We start from the raw sequence: 15317 nt of genomic DNA, 5'->3' as shown, positions 1-15317 counted from the left end.
CGCCGACGGAGGCGGGTCGCTCAGAACTCCTCGTACACCGCCGGGTCCTGGTCCGCGAGCCGCCCGTCGGGGCGGCCCAGCGCGGTGATGGCCGCGACCTCGTCGTCGGTGAGGCCGACGTCGAAGATGTCGAGGTTCTCCTTCTGCCGCTGCGGGGACGCGGCCTTCGGTAGCGGGATCACCTGGCGCGCCACGTGCCACGCCAGGATGATCTGCGCCGGGCTGATCCCGTGGGCCTCGGCGATCTCCATGATGGCCGGATGCTGCTGCAGGTCGTTGCCCCGGCCGAGCGGGCTCCAGCCCTGCACGAGGATGCCGTTGTCCCGGTGGTAGGCGAGGGCCTCCTCCTGCGGGAAGTACGGGTGCACCTCGATCTGGTTGACCACCGGCGCGACTCCGGTTTCGGCCACCAGCCGGTCGATGTGCTCGGGCAGGAAGTTGGACAGGCCGATGTGCCGCACCAGACCCCGCTCGCGGGCCTCGATCAGCGCCCGCCACGCCTGGACGTACCGGTCGACCTTCGGGTTGGGCCAGTGGATCAGGTACAGGTCGATCCGGTCGAGGCCGGTGCGGTAGACGCTCTCCTCGATGGTGGTCAGCGCCGCGTCGTAGTCGTGGTGCCGGCCCGGGAGCTTCGAGGTGACGATCAGCTCGTCGCGTACGTCCCCGGCGGCGCGCGCGGCCCGACCCACCGCGCCCTCGTTCTCGTAGTTCACGGCCGAATCGAGCAGGCGGTAGCCCGCGCCGATCGCCGAACCGAGCGCCTCGACGCCGGCCGACCCGTTCAGCCGGTACGTGCCGAGCCCGACCGCCGGCAACGTCGTGCCGTCCGCCGCCGTCAACTGGGGAATCGCCATGCTGGTCCGCCTCTCCGTCGCCCCGCGCGCCACCGGCCGGGGTGACCCCGGGGCCGGTCGCGCCGCGTCTGTGCTCCGCCGCCCGCCTCTGGGCAGGCGCCCCCTGGACCCTACTCGCCGGAGCCGAACCGGCTCGGCCGGACGCGGACGGTCCGGCCTCGTCGCTACCGTCGCGGGACGCGGTCGGCGGCGGCCGACCGGCTCCGGCGGCAGGCTCTCCGGCTCAGGCCAGGCGGTCGAGGAAGGCCCGGGAGCGCGCCACCACCAGCGCCGTCGCCTCCGCGTCGTACGACGGCAGCGAGGCGTCGGTGAACAGGTGCTGGTCGCCGGGGTAGACGAACAGCTCGGCCCGGGCCGGCCCGGCGATGTCGACCAGCTCGCGGGCGGCGTCGATGTCGCCCTCCAGCCCGAAGAACGGGTCCTTCTCCATGCCGTGGACCTGCACCGGAAGCCCGCCAGGCCACGGCCCCACCGCCCACTCGCCAGTGACCGGGAGGCAGGCCTCGTAGAGCAGCGCGCCCCGGGCGCCCGGTCGGGTCTGCGCGAGGCGCTGCGCGATGCCGGCGCCGTAGGAGAAGCCCGCGTAGACAAGGTCCTTGGGCAGGTCGGCCAGGGCGCGGTCGGTGCGGTCGTCGAGCACGGCGCCGAGGCGCTTCATCAGCGCGAACCCCTCGTCGAGGCTCGCCGGCCGCTCGCCGTCGAACAGGTCGGGGGTGTGCACGGCGTGCCCGCCGGCGCGTAACTGGTCGGCGAACGCGCGCACACCGTCGGTGAGACCCAGCAGGTGGTGGAAGAGGACGACGTCGGCCATCTCATACACTCCGAAGTTCGGACGGCAATGATCGAATGATCCATGATTCTAGAACGGTTGAGAAATGTCGGTCAATGAGCAGCAGATCCCGGACTACGACCTCGACGAGATGCTCGTGGTCACCGCCCCCGAGCAGCTGCGCGCCCTCGCGGACCCGCTGCGCGACACCCTCCTCGAACTGCTCCTCGAACGCGCCGCCACCGTCACCGAGCTGGCCCGCGCCGTCGACCGGCCCAAGAGCAGCGTCGCCTACCACGTGAACCTCCTCGTCGACGCCGGCCTGCTCAAGGTCGTCCGCACCCGCCGCGTCCGGGCCATCGAGGAGCGCTACTACGGACGGGTCGCCCGCACCCTCTACGTCGGCGCGCTGCACCGCCCCGAGGACAAGCAGACCGTCGCCGCCATCAACGGGCTCGCCCAGGCCGCCGCCGAATCCGCCGCGGCGCACGCCGCCGACGACCTGCGCTGCACCCTCGTCCACGCCCGCATCCCGCGCGAGGACGTCCGCGCCTTCTGGGCCGAGGTCCAGGCCCTCGCCCGCAGGTTCGCGCAGATCCCCCGCGCCGGTGACCAGGTGTACGGCTTCGTCGCCGGCCTCTACCCGACCGACGCCCCCACGCTCCCCGAGCCTTCCGCCGTCTCCGAGGCTGGTCCTGGTGTGGGTGACGCTCAGTCCCGGTCGTAGACCAGGGTCCCCTCGGGCGTCAGCCGGGCACCGGCGGCCATCTCGTGGGCCGTGAGCTTGCCGCGATGGTCGAGGTGGCACACCTCGACGCCGCGAACGCCGACCACGAAGTCGGCCACCAACCGCCGGTGACACCGCCACCACAGGCTCTCACTGCACAGAATCACCATTCGCGACTCCCGCGACCCGGCGGCGGACGGCGCCGCGCTGGCCGCGGACGGTGCGGCGAGGACGGCGCCGGCCAGCAGGTCGTCGACGGCCGCGACGAACTCCGGCGTACGCATGTGGGCGGCGTAGCCGCGGAACGCCGCCACCCGCCACCACCGGTCCGGCGAATCCGCCGGCACGCGCCGCCGCCCACCCAGCCGCGGCTCCCACCGGTAGTCCACGCCGATCGTCGGCAGCCACTCGGCGAGCGCATCCCGGCCGACGTGCGGATGAGCACGGCTGCCCGGATAGCGACGCACGTCGACCAGCCGGGTCACCCCCGCAGCACCGAGCAGGGCGGTGAACTCGGCCTGGCTCGCGGTGCCGTGGCCGACGGTCAGCAGCGCCTCTGCCATGAGATCCAGACAACCGCACCGACGTACGAACCGCACGCCGTTCCCCGAGCGCGGAGCCCAGGCGGACTCCGATCCGTATCAGCCGAGGTCGTGCTCCGCCGCCCTCGTGTTGAGGACCCAGGCGAGCGGCATGGTGGCCCGGACGACGTACTGGCCGCCGTCCAGGTGGTGCATGGTGACGGTCTGCGCCTGATCCTGCTCGATCATCCAGTACTGCGGGATGCCGGCGGCGGCGTACTCGCTGCGCTTGGTCACCGTGTCCACGCCCTCGGAGCCGGGGGAGATGATCTCGACGACGAGTAGGACATCCTCGACCGGTAGCCAGACACCATCGGACTGGGGCTTGCTCCAGACAACCAGGTCAGGGATTCGTCCGCCGACGCCCCCGTTACGGCCCGGGATGCGTAGCCCGACAGCTTGGGCGATCCGGTCCGCCGGGGTGCCGCCCTGGGCCAGCCACACCATGAGCCGGGTCGCGATGATCGCATGGGCGTATCCCGGCGGCGGCATGATCGAGAGGACTCCCTCAGGGCTGATCTCGTACCGGTGATGCTCGTCCGCGGCCATCATCGCGGTGAGGTCGTCGAGCGTCACGACCGGAGGCATGTATCTGCCGACCGCCTCTGAGCTCATGCCGGCATCGTACCTGTCCAGCACCTCGCCACCGCTCGTGCCACAGCCGTGTTGGCGGACGCTGACGATCAGAGGTCACTCGATGCGGCGGGCTCGTAGACCGTCTCGACCGGTCGGATCACCTTGACCAGCGAGGCGAGGTACTCCCGGGTCTCCGGGTCGGTCGAGTAGACGATTGTGCCCTGCATGCCACGGGTCAGCAGCACCTTGTAGGTGTTGCGGATCAACAGGTCGGCTTCCTCGTCGCTGACCGACTTGCGGCTGCGGAACGCCGGGTCCTTCGACTCCTCGCGTCGGGTCACCAGCCGGCCGTCACGGGCGACCAGGTCGGGGCCGATGATGACGCCCGACCAGTCGTACTCGAAGCCCTGGGCCGTGTAGACACAGCCCACCTGGCCGAAGCCGTTGGGGTCGGTGGCCCAGAACGCGCTGCCCGGCGCCTCGCCGACACTGCGTTCGCTCTTGACGTTCCAGGGGCGCGACCAACCGCCGACCCGCACGTCCGGCACCAGCGTGTCGTCCGGGCGCGGGTCACTCCATGGCCAGCAGTACCCGGCCGACATCCGGGCCGTCACCCCGGTCGCCTGCTTGCCGGCGAGGAACGCCTCCACCTCCTCGGGGGAGTCCGCGAGGCGCAGGTCGATCCTGCCGTCGCCGGTCCAGACCATCGGCTCGCCGCCACCGAGGCCGAGCAGATCGACAACCCATTGCTCGTACGCCTCGCTGCCGCCGCACCGGAACTGGTCGTGCAGCGACACCACCTCGACATCGAGTGCGAGCTGCTTCGCGTACGACGAGATGACCTCGACGTTGCCCAGCTCGCCGGGCTTCACCACCTGGTGCTCGTCCAGTAGGAAGACCGGCACCCGCGCGGCGGCGATCAGTTCCTCGAGCTGGGACTGGGCCTTGTCCCGCTTGGCCTTCGGCGTGAACCGGTTGACCGACGTTTCCCGGATGCGGTGCGCCTCGTCGCAGATCAGCACGTCCAGGCCGTTGCGCTCGGCCGACATGAAGCTGTTGAAGTAGCCGAACAGGTTCTTCAACCGGGTGGAGCCCTTGCCGGCGTATCGGCGAAGCGTCTGCGTGAACGACCGTGAACCGGTGGCGTGCATGACGGAGCGCTGCTGGCGGGCCAGCTCGCCGAGCACCGACAGCGCGATCACGCTCTTGCCGCTGCCCGGTCCACCCGACACGACGACCACCGACTTGCGGTCCGCAGACCGGGCTCGCTCCACGGCGTGGAGCACCAGCTCGTACGCCACGCGCTGCTCGTCCAGCAGCGTGAAGTGCGACCTTTCCTTCAGCTCCTGCGCCGCGTACGCGAGCAGGTGGCGGCTGGGGCGGACGGAGCTGGTGAGGAAGCGGTCCGCAGCGGCGGCGCCGGACGTCGGCGCGAGGTGGGTGCGCAGGTAGTCGAGGAACTGACCGCGTCGCTGTTTGGTGAAGATCCGGCTCTGCTCGGTGGGCGGTCGGTCGAACAGGTCGCTGATGTCACGGTCGACCGCGTTGTGCAGGTACGCCGCACCACGCACCGGGTTCCGCTGTCCGGCGAGGATGCCGAGGAAGTCGGTCAGGTATTCGCAGTAGAGCTCGACCTGGACGCCGGGGTGCAGCCGAGCGCCGCGCGCGTGCTCCACCGCCACCAGACGATCGGAGCCCTCGTACGACTCGGCGTACGACCACTGCTTCAACTCCACGACCACGTAGGAGTCGTCCGCGCTTCTCGGGTGGACGCCGGCCAGCACCACGTCGACCCGCTTGCTGGTGAGCGGCAGCTGGTACTCGATCAGCATCTCGACCTGGCCGAGACCCGCGTCGGCGAGGTCCTGCCCCAGCACCTCCAGGCTCCGCGACCAGGCCCGGCGCTCGGCAGGGCTCACGTTGCGGCCGATCTGCTCCGCGATCCGGTCCGCCAACACGCCGGCGCCGGCCAGACGGAGGAGACCCTCGACGGAGGTGCGGAACGCTGACAACACTTGCCCCCGGGCAGCACGAAGTGATCGTGCGCATGGGGGGCGTGTCCGACAGCCGCCGGAAGCCCGTCGAAACGCGCTCTGATGGCCAGGACTGTAGCGAAGAGATCAACTCACCGCTACGCCCGAGAGGCCGGTGACTAGCGTTTCGCGGCCGACCCGCGGGCCTGCTCAACCGGGTAGCGGAGGGCTGAATCCGCCAACTTGGTCAGGGCCGCCTCCATCAGGTCGATGCCGAGCACGTCCGCGAGTCGGGTCAGGTAGATCATCACGTCACCGATCTCCGCCTTGATGCGCGCACCCGAGTCCGGGTCGGACATCACCGAGGCGGATTGCTCGGGCGTGAGCCACTGGAGTTCGGCCACCAACTCGCCGACCTCGCCGGTGAGTGCCATCGCCAGGTTCTTGGGCGTGTGGAACTGCTGCCAGTCCCGTTCCTCAGCGAAAGTTCGTACACGTCTCGTCAGTTCTTCCATGGTTGGAAGCATTCCAGTTGGAGGTGGCCTGGATCGTCCTGGCCATCCGGCAGGTTCCGCCTCGCGCCGCCACGCGGGTTTACAGACACAGCGACACAGACGTGGTCTTCACTGACATAGTCAGCGAAGACCACGTCGAGGTATCACAACACTTTTTGAAACGCGGATTCAGAGCGCGCTGTCGTGATCGCCGGCGGTATTACGGCAGGTCGACCAGCCGGAGCCGTCTTGCGGTGCCCCCGAGCTGCCAGACCGGCTCGGCTGGACTGACACCGAGTACCGCGCGGAGTTCGGCACTGGTGGTGGCGATGGTCGCCTCGGGTGCGATGGCGGCGAGGCGATGGTGCAGGTTCGCCTCCCGTCGCGCGGACGGTAGGTGGAACAGGACCGGCCACGCCCAGGTAGTCATCGAGTACAACCGGTCGTATTTGCCGACCTTCTCGACGAGGACGTCGAGGCTCTCCGCGCCGGTGTCGTACTCGAGGAAGAACGGCACGGTCCGCCCGTGATCGGTCCAGACGCCGGCCCCGTCGGGCCGGGGAAGTCCTGTTGGCCCGCGCGACATCATCCGTGGATCGTCTCCGACCCGGTACCACACTCCGGGGCTGTGAAAGGCGGAAGCCGGCTGCCATCGGTCCAGGCTGGTGTGGGGGTGGGTGCGGGCGTGAGCGGCGAGGTCGATGAAGACCTGGTTGGCGCCGAGCAGATGTGGCAGGTCCCGCCGCGATGTCAGGGACTGTTTGCGGCGGCGTGCTTGGTCGCGGCGGGGCGCGGCAAGTCCGCGCTGGGCGTGAACGTGATGGTAGCCGAGCTGGTCCAGGACGTAGTGGTAGGGGTAGGAGCCACCGTAGGCCCGGTTGGGTCGGAACCGGTCTGTCGCTTGCAGAAGGGTCAGGCGGCGTAGTCGGCGTTGGGCGAAGTCCAGGGATGGGAACAGGGCCTCGGCGATCTGATCCGTGGTGAGCACCCCGTGGTCGTACAGCCAGCCGAGCAGCTGGTCGTCGCGGACCGTGATGCTTGCCTGCAGGCGCAACAGCGGATCCGAAGCCGGTAGCCGGTTACGCATAAGCGTCCCCTGGGGGGAGACCCCAGAGCCGAGGGTCTGTCTGGAGCGTTCGCGAGGCCGTGTGAGCCGCACTGACCTGGGCTGTTAGGAGGGGCAGGGGGTCGGTTCGGGCGTCAGTATCAAGGCGGACGGTCGAACGGAGACCGACACGGACATCGGCGCCGCCGGTCACCCTCCATGCCCCGCAGTGGGGTTCGGAGAAATGGCAGGGCGCGCCCCCGCGACGATGCTGCTGGAGCGAAGAAGGGTCGCTGAGCTGGATCAACATGATCATTTCTCCTGTGATCGGGATGCGGGTTGGCGGGCGAGGACGTACCGGCCAGGTCGATGACGTGGACGGATGGATGCGCTGTCAGGTCGCGTCAGGAACTGTCAGCCGGCGCAGCCCCCGCGACTGACGCCTGGTCCCCTGACAGGACCGGCTCGGGGCTGACAGGGCCACAGGTCGCGGTTCTGTCAGACGGCCGCAGGCTGTGACAGATCCGGTGCGGACTGGCCGGGTGGAGCCGTCTCGGCGCGCAGAACGCGCACGAGCGCCGAGGCGGTGGCGTTGGACAGCTGATGTCCCTCCGCGCGCATCTGACGGGCGAGGGCCGTGCGGGACAGCGGTGTCCCCTGGACAGCGAGAAGGCGAGCGGCGGTCCGGGCGTCCGGGACCAGCGCGACGACCTCCGGACGGTCGTCCCGGTCCCGCGCGCTACCGGACCGTCGGTCCGGGACCGCCAAGCCCCGGTCCGCCGGGGCGGGGACCACGGCGATGGCGGCCCGGACGGCGAGAGTGCTGGTGTTGTCCGGGCTCCGGCGGTCCCGGGCCGACTCTTGGGCGTCCGGGACCGCGGCCGCGCCGGCGGGCGTCGGTCCGGATGCGGTCCGGACGGCTCCCGTGGTCCGGGCGGTCCCGGTGGTCCGGGCAATCCCCGTGGTCCGCTCGGACGGCGTGGTCCGGTGGGACGGGGCAGAGTCGGCGCGGCCGAGAGCGATCTTCACCATCGCCAGGAAGCCCAGCGCGGGCAGCGCGGCGGCGATCCAACCGATCACCGACGGCTGCGCCTCCACCACCTGCGCCGCCAGAGACAGGAAAACCGCCACCGTCAACATCGTGGCGGGAAAGGCGACGCTCTTGCCCGAGCGCCGGTTGCGGCGCAGCTCCAGTCCGCCCGCGATCGATGCCAACTCCAGCACGACCGCGTCAGCCCACGCCAACCAGCCCGGCTGGCCGTGCGCAGCCGCGACGTCATGCACATGACGGAACGACGCCGCGCCGGCCGCTCCGCCGATCAACAGCATGATCAGCACCTGGACGAAGTTCTCGAGCCGCTCCCGCCTCAGCCGTGCCTGACCGGGCAGTCCGTGCGGCCGACGCTCAGCTGTCGCCAAGGTCCCCCCACCTGTCGAGACGATCTCGGTGTGTGGCCGTGATGAGGGTGGCTGGGTAGGCGCGGACGGCCATATCCGGCAGCTCAACCGTGGTGATGTTGATGGAAGTCATGTCGTTGCTCCAATTTTCGTGGTAGTGCTATCGAACGAGCGGACTCCGCGCAGCCGCCGGCAGAAGGACGACAGGCGTTTGCCACAACCTGTACGGCAGGCTGGGGCCATCGGGCGGGCAGAGGCAGGCGGCCAAGCCGAGCCACGAGGGTCAGGATCCACTACGACGCAAGACAACAGACGTCGTGATGAGGCGGCTCAGCTCGCCGGCAGACGGTCCTTCATGGAACCTCCCATCACTCGACGTCGTGCTGGCATCGACCCGAACAAGAGCAGGCAGCCGGTCTTGGGGGTGGTGCCTGCCTGTCATCGGTCGTCGAGCGCGTCAGCAGACAGGGCGAGAACGTCTATCAAGTACGCCCCGCGAATACCGGACGAGTCAACCCCTACCCGCCTGGCTCGTGTGCGCCGGAGCCACCGAACGTGCCCGACAATGACGCTGTCTCGCCCGCCGGAGCCTCCGGGATCCGTCGAGCGCAGTTGCGACTTGCGAGGCGACGGGGCTGGCGATCATGGCTCGGGCTGGCTGCGCGCACGCCGGGGAAGCCGCCGGACGATTCGCCACCGGACGTTCCTGGGCCGCGACCGGGCTCCGGTCCCTCCAGCTCCAGCTTGACGTGGTTGAGCATGTCGCGGAGTTGAGCGGCGAGATCGCTCCTGCTCAACGGCAGTGCTGCTGAGCAGGGAATCCGTGCAGTGGGCAGGGCGCGAAGATGCATGCCCTCATCGAAGAGCGTTGCCGCGGACGGTGCTGATGAAGTCGCTCCAGGCTTGCGGCCTGAACGTAAGGACCGCGCCCAGGCTGTCCTTGGAGTCCCGGACGGCCACCACGCGGGGAAGATTCATGGCGACCTCGACGCAGTTGCCGCCGTTGCCGCCGCTGCGGGTGCTCTTGCGCCAGACGGCGCCGGTCAGGTCAGTCATGTCGCAACTCCGCGATGACGCTCTTGATCATGTCCGTCGATTGTGACTCATCGAGTGCTAGCCGTTCGAGACTCTGCCAGACGCTCCGGTAGGCGGCCAGCTCGTCCGGCTTGTCGAGGTACAGGGCGCCGGTCAGCGATTCGCTGTACGCCACCGAGGGCTCCGGCGCGGTTCGCCCGCCGTTAGTCGCGGGGAAGTCGAGAATCACGAACGAACCCGCGACCGCACCGGAGTGCGGCCCTGCGGCGAAGGGCAGCACCCGCACGGACACGTTCGGCATCTCTGCGGCCGACAAGAGGCGCGCGAGCTGCTCGACCATCGCACTCCGACTGCCGACAGTTCGGCGCAGCACTGCCTCTGAGAGGACGGCATCCAACCGGGGCGGCTGTGGCAGCCGTCGGGTCAGAAGCGCCTGCCGCTGTAGTCGGACCTCCACCGACCGTTCGCGATCCTCTTCGCTGGCCGACGGCTGGTCCAAGCGCGCGAGGCCGAGCGCATACTCCCGTGTCTGCAACAGACCGGGTATCCCACCGAGTCTTCTGCGACCTGAGGCTGCCCGGCGGCCGACGCTGTCTCCTCCGCGACGGTCACGACGGTGACTGCTCCCGCCGCCTGCGCCGATGAGTGAAGCTAAGGCTGGACGCTACCCCCATTGCAAGAGCTCGCGAGAGTAGGAATCGCAGGCGCCCTACGCGGGTGCCGTCAACGCGCGGCGGCGTAGCATCGCTCGCATTCCTTCTGCCATAGCACCTCGTCGTCGAGGTTTGCGTACTCGGAGCGCAGGCGGCGAGCGAGCGCGTAGAAGCCCTCGTGCGGCCGGCCTGTCTCCTTGCCGACGACGAGCGCACTCCAGATCGGCTCGTTCCGCTCGGCGGCCCGCTCGGATACCTGGGCCAGCGGTTGGCTCAGGAAGTTTGCCTGGAGGCCGACGCGCCTTCCGAGCGGGCCGTAGCCAATGAGGCCTTCCGCGACGGCAACCCCGTAGAGGACATCGGCGATCCGATCGACGCGATCCATCTGGAAGATCTCAGGCATAGCGAGAGGCTAGTGACGATGATCCACCGTGCGCAATGGGCACGACGGCATCGGGCATCAGGACGTGGGTTGCTCCGCTGACCATGCTCTGATTGGCTGCCAACCTGAAGGTGACGGCGTGGAATCGCTTGCGCAGCATGCCTTCGCACCGAATCGGCTGCGCAGTTACCCACGCCGTCCGTGACTCTGCGGACCGCCGATGGAGAGCGAGCGAGATGCGCACAACTGCGATTCATTGCACGCCGCCGGCGACCGCAGCGCGGACCGCCTCGGTGCTCGGGGTGGTGCCGAGTCGGCCGGGGGACGACCTCGAGTGGGACGCACGAAGGTCTCTGCCGAGCGCGCCTGCGTGAACTGCGGCGAAGCCTGAACACGGGACCACTACTGTCGCCAGCGCGGGTAGCCGTAGCGCCGTCGACCTGCGTCGTCTTGATCACGCCTTCGATGACGTAGCCGCAGTCGCCGAGATCCGGGTGGTTCGCCGCGTGGCGGTGCCAGACGGGGAGCCGAGGAACAAGTGTCCAATGCAGACACTTTGCTGCCTGTGACACCTTCGCGCATGCAACCATTCAACGTGAGTCGATTTCGTCGATCGGGGGATGTCGTCATGCAGCCGGATCACCCTCGGAAGGTGCGCGTAGAGCCGGTCCAGGCCGGCGACGTCGAGTTCTTTGTCGAATTGGCTGAGGAGGGTGGCCCGGAGACGGTCGGCGCCGGGCGCCTGCTCTCCTTCGACGGGGTACGGGACACGGTCCAGGCGGTGGCCGAGGAGTTGGCGCAGGTCTGGCAGCAGGTCAAGCCGGCGGAGGCGACCGTGGAGTTCGGCCTGTCGCTGACCGCCAAGGCGGGCCCGCTCACCGGGCTGGTCGTCTCGGGCGACGGGGCCGCGACCTTCAAGATCACCCTGGTCTGGAGAGACGGTTCGTGATCGAAGCGGGCACCCGATGACCGGCGCGGTGGTCAACTCGCTGCAACTGCGTCGGCACGTCGTGCGCGTGGACGCCCTCGCTGGTGGGTTGCTGGGCAGCGGTTTCTTCATCGCACCCGGGTGGGTGCTCACCGCCGCCCACGTCGTGTTCGACCGCGCCCGGGGGGACTTCCACAAGGTGGTCGTGACGCCCGCGGCCGTCGATGTGGGTGAGGTGGCGGTGCGCGCCGACGTGATGGCGTTCTCCGACGTGCCGGAGAGCACCACGCTGTGGCCCTTTCCGGACCTGGCGCTGCTGCGACTGCACGACAGTCAGCCGTGGGTGAGCCGTCACCCCTGTGTCTGGGCGGCGAACGGAGAGCCCCTCGGCGACGACTGCCACGCGTACGGGTTTCCGCCCCGTGAGCTGCGCGGGCCGTCGCACGGGGCGCCGGCCCGGTTCGCCTTCGAGGGTGTCGACGGCGACGGGTTCCTCCGGCTCAAGCAGGGCCAGGCCGACCTGGGCCTCTCCGGCGCGCCGCTGGTGTGCCCGACCCGGCGGGCCGTGGTGGGCGTGATGACCGGGACCCGGGACCGCACCAGTGACCTGGGCGGCTGGGCGGCTCCGATCTCCGCGCTGCTCGGCGCGATGCCGGGTGTCCCCGATGAGCTGATCGACTACGGCCGGGACCTGGTGCGGCGGGGGACCGAGGCGGTGCTGGCCGATCGCCGCACGTGGCACGCGGTGGTCCCGGTCGCCGTCCCCGACGAGCTGCTGCCGGACTGGGACGGGTTCCAGCGGGCGCCCGGCTCGTTGCCGGCGGAGATGCTGCTCGCCGACTCGCGCGTGGTGCCCTACCGCCTTCGCGACGAGGACCTGCGTGCGGCCGTGCGCTGGTGCGAGCAGCCCACCGCGATGGAGGTGTGGCGCTTCGCCGGGGTAGGCGGCGCGGGGAAGACCCGCCACGCGATCGAGCTGTGCCGAGCGATGGCGAAACGGAACTGGGTCGTCGTGCGGTGGACCGAGCTGACCGACCTGCCCGCCGCCGCGCAGGAGGTCGCCGGTCTGCCGCTGCCCCGTCTCGTCGTCATCGACTACGTCGAGGCCATCGCGATCGACACCCTGCGGGCCCTGCTCGACAAGCTCCGCGCGAAGGCCACCGCGCTCGCGCCCGTGCGGGTGGTCCTCCTGACCCGGACGGCCGCCGGCTACACCACGGGCGGGGGTGACGTGCTGCGGGAGATCGGCAAGGCGGCGGGGCCGGCGCTGCGGAAGATCCTCAACAGCAGCGGTGACCCGATCACCATCGGTCGCATCCCCACGCGTTCGCGCCGCGAGCTCTACGACACGGCGTTCCGGGCGTTCCGCCGGGCCTGGCTGGGGGAGGAGTCGGCCCGACAGGCTCCGGCGCCGGACCTCACCGGCAAGCGGTACGAGGTGCCGCTGGAGGTGTTGCTCGAGGCGTTCGACCGCGCGCTGTCGGGCGGCCACCCCGCGAGTGAACGACCACCGGTGGACCGCGCGCTCGACCACGAGGCGCGCTACTGGAACGGCCGCGCGCCGGCCGCGCTGTCCGAGCGGTCGCGACGTGCCGCGGTCGCCGTGGCCACCCTGGCCGGCGCGGAGACCGACGAGCAGGCCGAGGCGCTGCTGCGGGTGCTCCCGGAGCTGCGCGGGGAGGCGACGGCGGGCCTGCGCCGGGAGACGGTGGCCTGGCTGTCGGCGCTCTACGCCGGGCCGCTGCAGATCAATCCGGTACGACCCGACCTGTTGGGAGAGGCGCTCGTTGCCGAGGTGCTCGCGGGTCAGGGCGACGGTGGCCGGAAGCTGCTCGGCGCGGTGCTCGCACTGGACGACGACGCCCAGGTGGCGCGGAGTCTGGACCTGTTGGCGCGGCTGGTCGTCACCAATCCGGCCGCTACCGGCTGTGTCGCCGCCGCGCTGTTCGACCGGCACCGGCACCTGGTCGATCGGGCGGAGGCGCGCGCCGAGGGCACCGCCGAGCGGCCGGGGAGGCTGGACCTGGCCATCGGCCTGCAGCGGCTGCTCGGCGGCGCGGTCGAGACGCGGATGGCGCAACTCGCGCAGACGAGTGCGGCCGGCAACGTCGCGCTGCTCGAGCTGTCCGTGTCGTACAACAGGATCGGCGACCTGGCGCGGCATTCCGGGCAGAGTGAGCGCGCCGAGGCTCTCTACGTCCGGGGTCTCGACATCCGTCGGCGGCTGTCGCGGGCGCACCCGGACGACGACCGCTACGCGCGGGAACTGTCCATCTCCTACAACAAGCTGGCTCGCCTGGCGTTCTGGCTCGGGCAGGCCGAGCGTGCCCGCGGGCTGTACGAGCAGGGGCTGGAGATCCGCGAGCGGCTCATGAGCCGGCACCCCGAGGACCGCACCCTGGCCCGTGACTACGCGGTCTCGCAGGAAGGGCTGGCCGAACTCACCCGTGATTCCGGCGAGAGCGTGCAGGCGGAGCGTCTGTACCGGCAGGTGCTGCCGATCCGCCTGCGGCTGTGCGAAGAGGAGCCGGCGAACACCACGTACGCCCGCGACCTGTCGATCTCCTACGAGGTGCTGGGTGACATCGCGATGGAGACGGGGCGACCCGGTGAGGCGCGACAGCTCTACGAACAGGGGCACCGCATCCGCGAGAAGCTGTGGACCGACGATCGGGAGAACGCGAACTACGCCCGTGACCTGTCCAACTCCTACCACCGCCTGGGCGAGCACGCTTTCGAAGCCGCACGGTTCGAGGAGGCGCGGCACCGCTTCGAGCTGGCGCTGCAGATCCGGCAGCGGCTGCACGCGTCACAACCGCGCAACACGGTCTACGCCCACGACCTGCTGGTCTCCTACAGCGGGCTCGGCGAGCTCGCGGCCCGGGAGGGGCGGCTCGACGACGCCGAACGGCTCTACCACCTCGGCTTGGCGGTCGCCGAGGATCTGCTCGCGGCGGAGCCGCGCAACGTGACCTTCGCCCGGGACAGCCTGTTCGTCTACATGGGCCTGGGTGAGCTCGCGGCCCGGCGGCGAAGGGCACGGGAGGCGGAGAAGTTCTACCGGCTGGGGCGCACCCGGGCCGAACGGCTGCTCGCGGCGGAGCCCGACAGCGTCCAGTTCGCCCGTCTCGTGGCCCTGTTCTACGAGGGTCTGGGCGTGGTGGCGCTCGACGCCGCGCCGGGCGAGGTCGGCGTCAACGCCGAAGCCCTGCTCAGCGCGGCGGTGCACTTCCGTCGCAGCCTGTGGGCCCGGGACCAGGCAAGCGTGGCGCTCGCCGAGGACCTGGCCTGGTCGTTGCAGTGCTACCGCCGCGTCGCCGATCGGGCGGGCAGGGAGCGGGCCAGGGTGGAGGCGCGGGAGGCGCTCGAGCCGTTCGAGGACTCCGGCATGCTCAGCAGGTCCGCGCGGGAACTGCTCGACAGCCTGCGGACGCCGGAGCCGGGCGAACATGAGCAGTAATCGATGTCGGTCAACCGGCGCGCGGTGATGCGAACTTTAGACCGAATGGATAGTGTTGTCGCCGATACCCTCGGGGCCATCCTGAGGTACGGAGGCTCGGCCGTCCATCGATGTGGCCGCCGGCTGTGACCTCCACACCATCCCACACAGAACCAGACCTCGGTTTCAGGGGTGCCCTCAGGCGGATCGTCGCCGATGAGCCAGGGCATTCCTCGTAGAGAAAGAGCGAGCTCGTGAAGATCGTTGAGCAGCAGCGGGCCACCATGACCGAGTCGCTCGGCGAGGTGCGTCGCACCCCCCTGCACGAGATCCCCGTCGACCGGGCAGCGGAGATCGTCAGGAAGGTCATGCGTCACCGCGAAGGCGCCACGGGCGCCGTGGAGGTCGCCCGGTTCGGATCCGCCGCCTGATCCGCGCCGACCGCCGTGACCGCACCCGG

General features: G+C 70.2%; 15 protein-coding genes. 4 read left to right on the top strand and 11 right to left on the bottom strand.

Features of this window, described 5'->3' with window-relative positions; all coding sequences use genetic code 11:
- Positions 1 to 20: 20 nt before the first annotated feature.
- Together GA0070620_RS08990 and GA0070620_RS08985 are read right to left on the bottom strand one after the other, a co-directional pair.
- Positions 21 to 857, bottom strand: coding sequence for an aldo/keto reductase (locus tag GA0070620_RS08990; RefSeq protein WP_091589431.1), 837 nt, complete (start codon positions 855 to 857; stop codon positions 21 to 23).
- Between the two features lie 223 nt (positions 858 to 1080).
- Entirely contained in the window at positions 1081 to 1668 is a 588-nt protein-coding gene (locus GA0070620_RS08985) for a dienelactone hydrolase family protein (RefSeq protein WP_091589430.1), read from the bottom strand.
- Between the two features lie 64 nt (positions 1669 to 1732).
- Here GA0070620_RS08985 and GA0070620_RS08980 point away from each other — a divergent pair, with 64 nt between their 5' ends.
- Positions 1733 to 2353, top strand: a complete 621-nt coding sequence (locus tag GA0070620_RS08980; protein ID WP_091589429.1) for an ArsR/SmtB family transcription factor — start codon at positions 1733 to 1735, stop codon at positions 2351 to 2353.
- On the opposite strand, the gene GA0070620_RS08975 is transcribed toward GA0070620_RS08980, so the two are convergent.
- From GA0070620_RS08975 to GA0070620_RS08930, 9 genes are all read right to left on the bottom strand, one after another.
- A complete protein-coding gene (locus GA0070620_RS08975; RefSeq protein ID WP_091589428.1) occupies positions 2338 to 2916 on the bottom strand; it encodes a DUF488 domain-containing protein in 579 nt (192 codons plus the stop codon). The genes GA0070620_RS08980 and GA0070620_RS08975 overlap by 16 nt on opposite strands.
- 78 nt (positions 2917 to 2994) lie before the next feature.
- Positions 2995 to 3549 (bottom strand): Uma2 family endonuclease, encoded by a 555-nt coding sequence (locus GA0070620_RS08970; protein WP_231922302.1) that lies wholly within the window; start codon positions 3547 to 3549, stop codon positions 2995 to 2997.
- Positions 3550 to 3617: 68 nt separating this feature from the next.
- A complete protein-coding gene (locus tag GA0070620_RS08965; RefSeq protein WP_091598384.1) occupies positions 3618 to 5522 on the bottom strand; it encodes a DUF2075 domain-containing protein in 1905 nt (634 codons plus the stop codon).
- A 140-nt stretch (positions 5523 to 5662) separates the two neighbouring features.
- Entirely contained in the window at positions 5663 to 5998 is a 336-nt protein-coding gene (locus tag GA0070620_RS08960; RefSeq protein WP_091598381.1) for a nucleotide pyrophosphohydrolase, read from the bottom strand.
- A gap of 199 nt (positions 5999 to 6197) precedes the next feature.
- Positions 6198 to 7064 (bottom strand): replication-relaxation family protein, encoded by an 867-nt coding sequence (locus GA0070620_RS08955; protein WP_091589427.1) that lies wholly within the window; start codon positions 7062 to 7064, stop codon positions 6198 to 6200.
- A 456-nt stretch (positions 7065 to 7520) separates the two neighbouring features.
- Positions 7521 to 8441, bottom strand: a complete 921-nt coding sequence (locus tag GA0070620_RS08950; protein ID WP_377520347.1) for a DUF2637 domain-containing protein — start codon at positions 8439 to 8441, stop codon at positions 7521 to 7523.
- Between the two features lie 834 nt (positions 8442 to 9275).
- Positions 9276 to 9476: a DUF397 domain-containing protein gene (locus GA0070620_RS08945; RefSeq protein WP_091589426.1), complete on the bottom strand. Its 201-nt coding sequence runs from the start codon at positions 9474 to 9476 to the stop codon at positions 9276 to 9278.
- Positions 9469 to 9954 (bottom strand): DUF5753 domain-containing protein, encoded by a 486-nt coding sequence (locus tag GA0070620_RS08940; protein ID WP_231922301.1) that lies wholly within the window; start codon positions 9952 to 9954, stop codon positions 9469 to 9471. The genes GA0070620_RS08945 and GA0070620_RS08940 overlap by 8 nt, the downstream gene beginning before the upstream one ends.
- Positions 9955 to 10178: 224 nt before the next feature.
- Positions 10179 to 10511 (bottom strand): hypothetical protein, encoded by a 333-nt coding sequence (locus tag GA0070620_RS08930; RefSeq protein ID WP_091589423.1) that lies wholly within the window; start codon positions 10509 to 10511, stop codon positions 10179 to 10181.
- A 631-nt stretch (positions 10512 to 11142) separates the two neighbouring features.
- On the opposite strand from GA0070620_RS08930, the gene GA0070620_RS08925 reads away from it, so the two are divergent.
- The 3 genes from GA0070620_RS08925 (at position 11143) to GA0070620_RS32610 (ending at position 15288) form a co-directional block, all read left to right on the top strand.
- Positions 11143 to 11439, top strand: coding sequence for a CU044_2847 family protein (locus tag GA0070620_RS08925; RefSeq protein WP_157741571.1), 297 nt, complete (start codon positions 11143 to 11145; stop codon positions 11437 to 11439).
- Between the two features lie 16 nt (positions 11440 to 11455).
- Positions 11456 to 14878: a tetratricopeptide repeat-containing serine protease family protein gene (locus tag GA0070620_RS08920; RefSeq protein WP_091589421.1), complete on the top strand. Its 3423-nt coding sequence runs from the start codon at positions 11456 to 11458 to the stop codon at positions 14876 to 14878.
- 233 nt (positions 14879 to 15111) lie between these two features.
- Positions 15112 to 15288 (top strand): hypothetical protein, encoded by a 177-nt coding sequence (locus GA0070620_RS32610; RefSeq protein WP_157741570.1) that lies wholly within the window; start codon positions 15112 to 15114, stop codon positions 15286 to 15288.
- The last annotated feature ends 29 nt before the right edge of the window (positions 15289 to 15317 follow it).

It is taken from the genome of Micromonospora krabiensis, assembly GCF_900091425.1.
Lineage (GTDB): Bacteria > Actinomycetota > Actinomycetes > Mycobacteriales > Micromonosporaceae > Micromonospora > Micromonospora krabiensis.
This window is presented reverse-complemented; position numbering and strand designations above follow the sequence as displayed.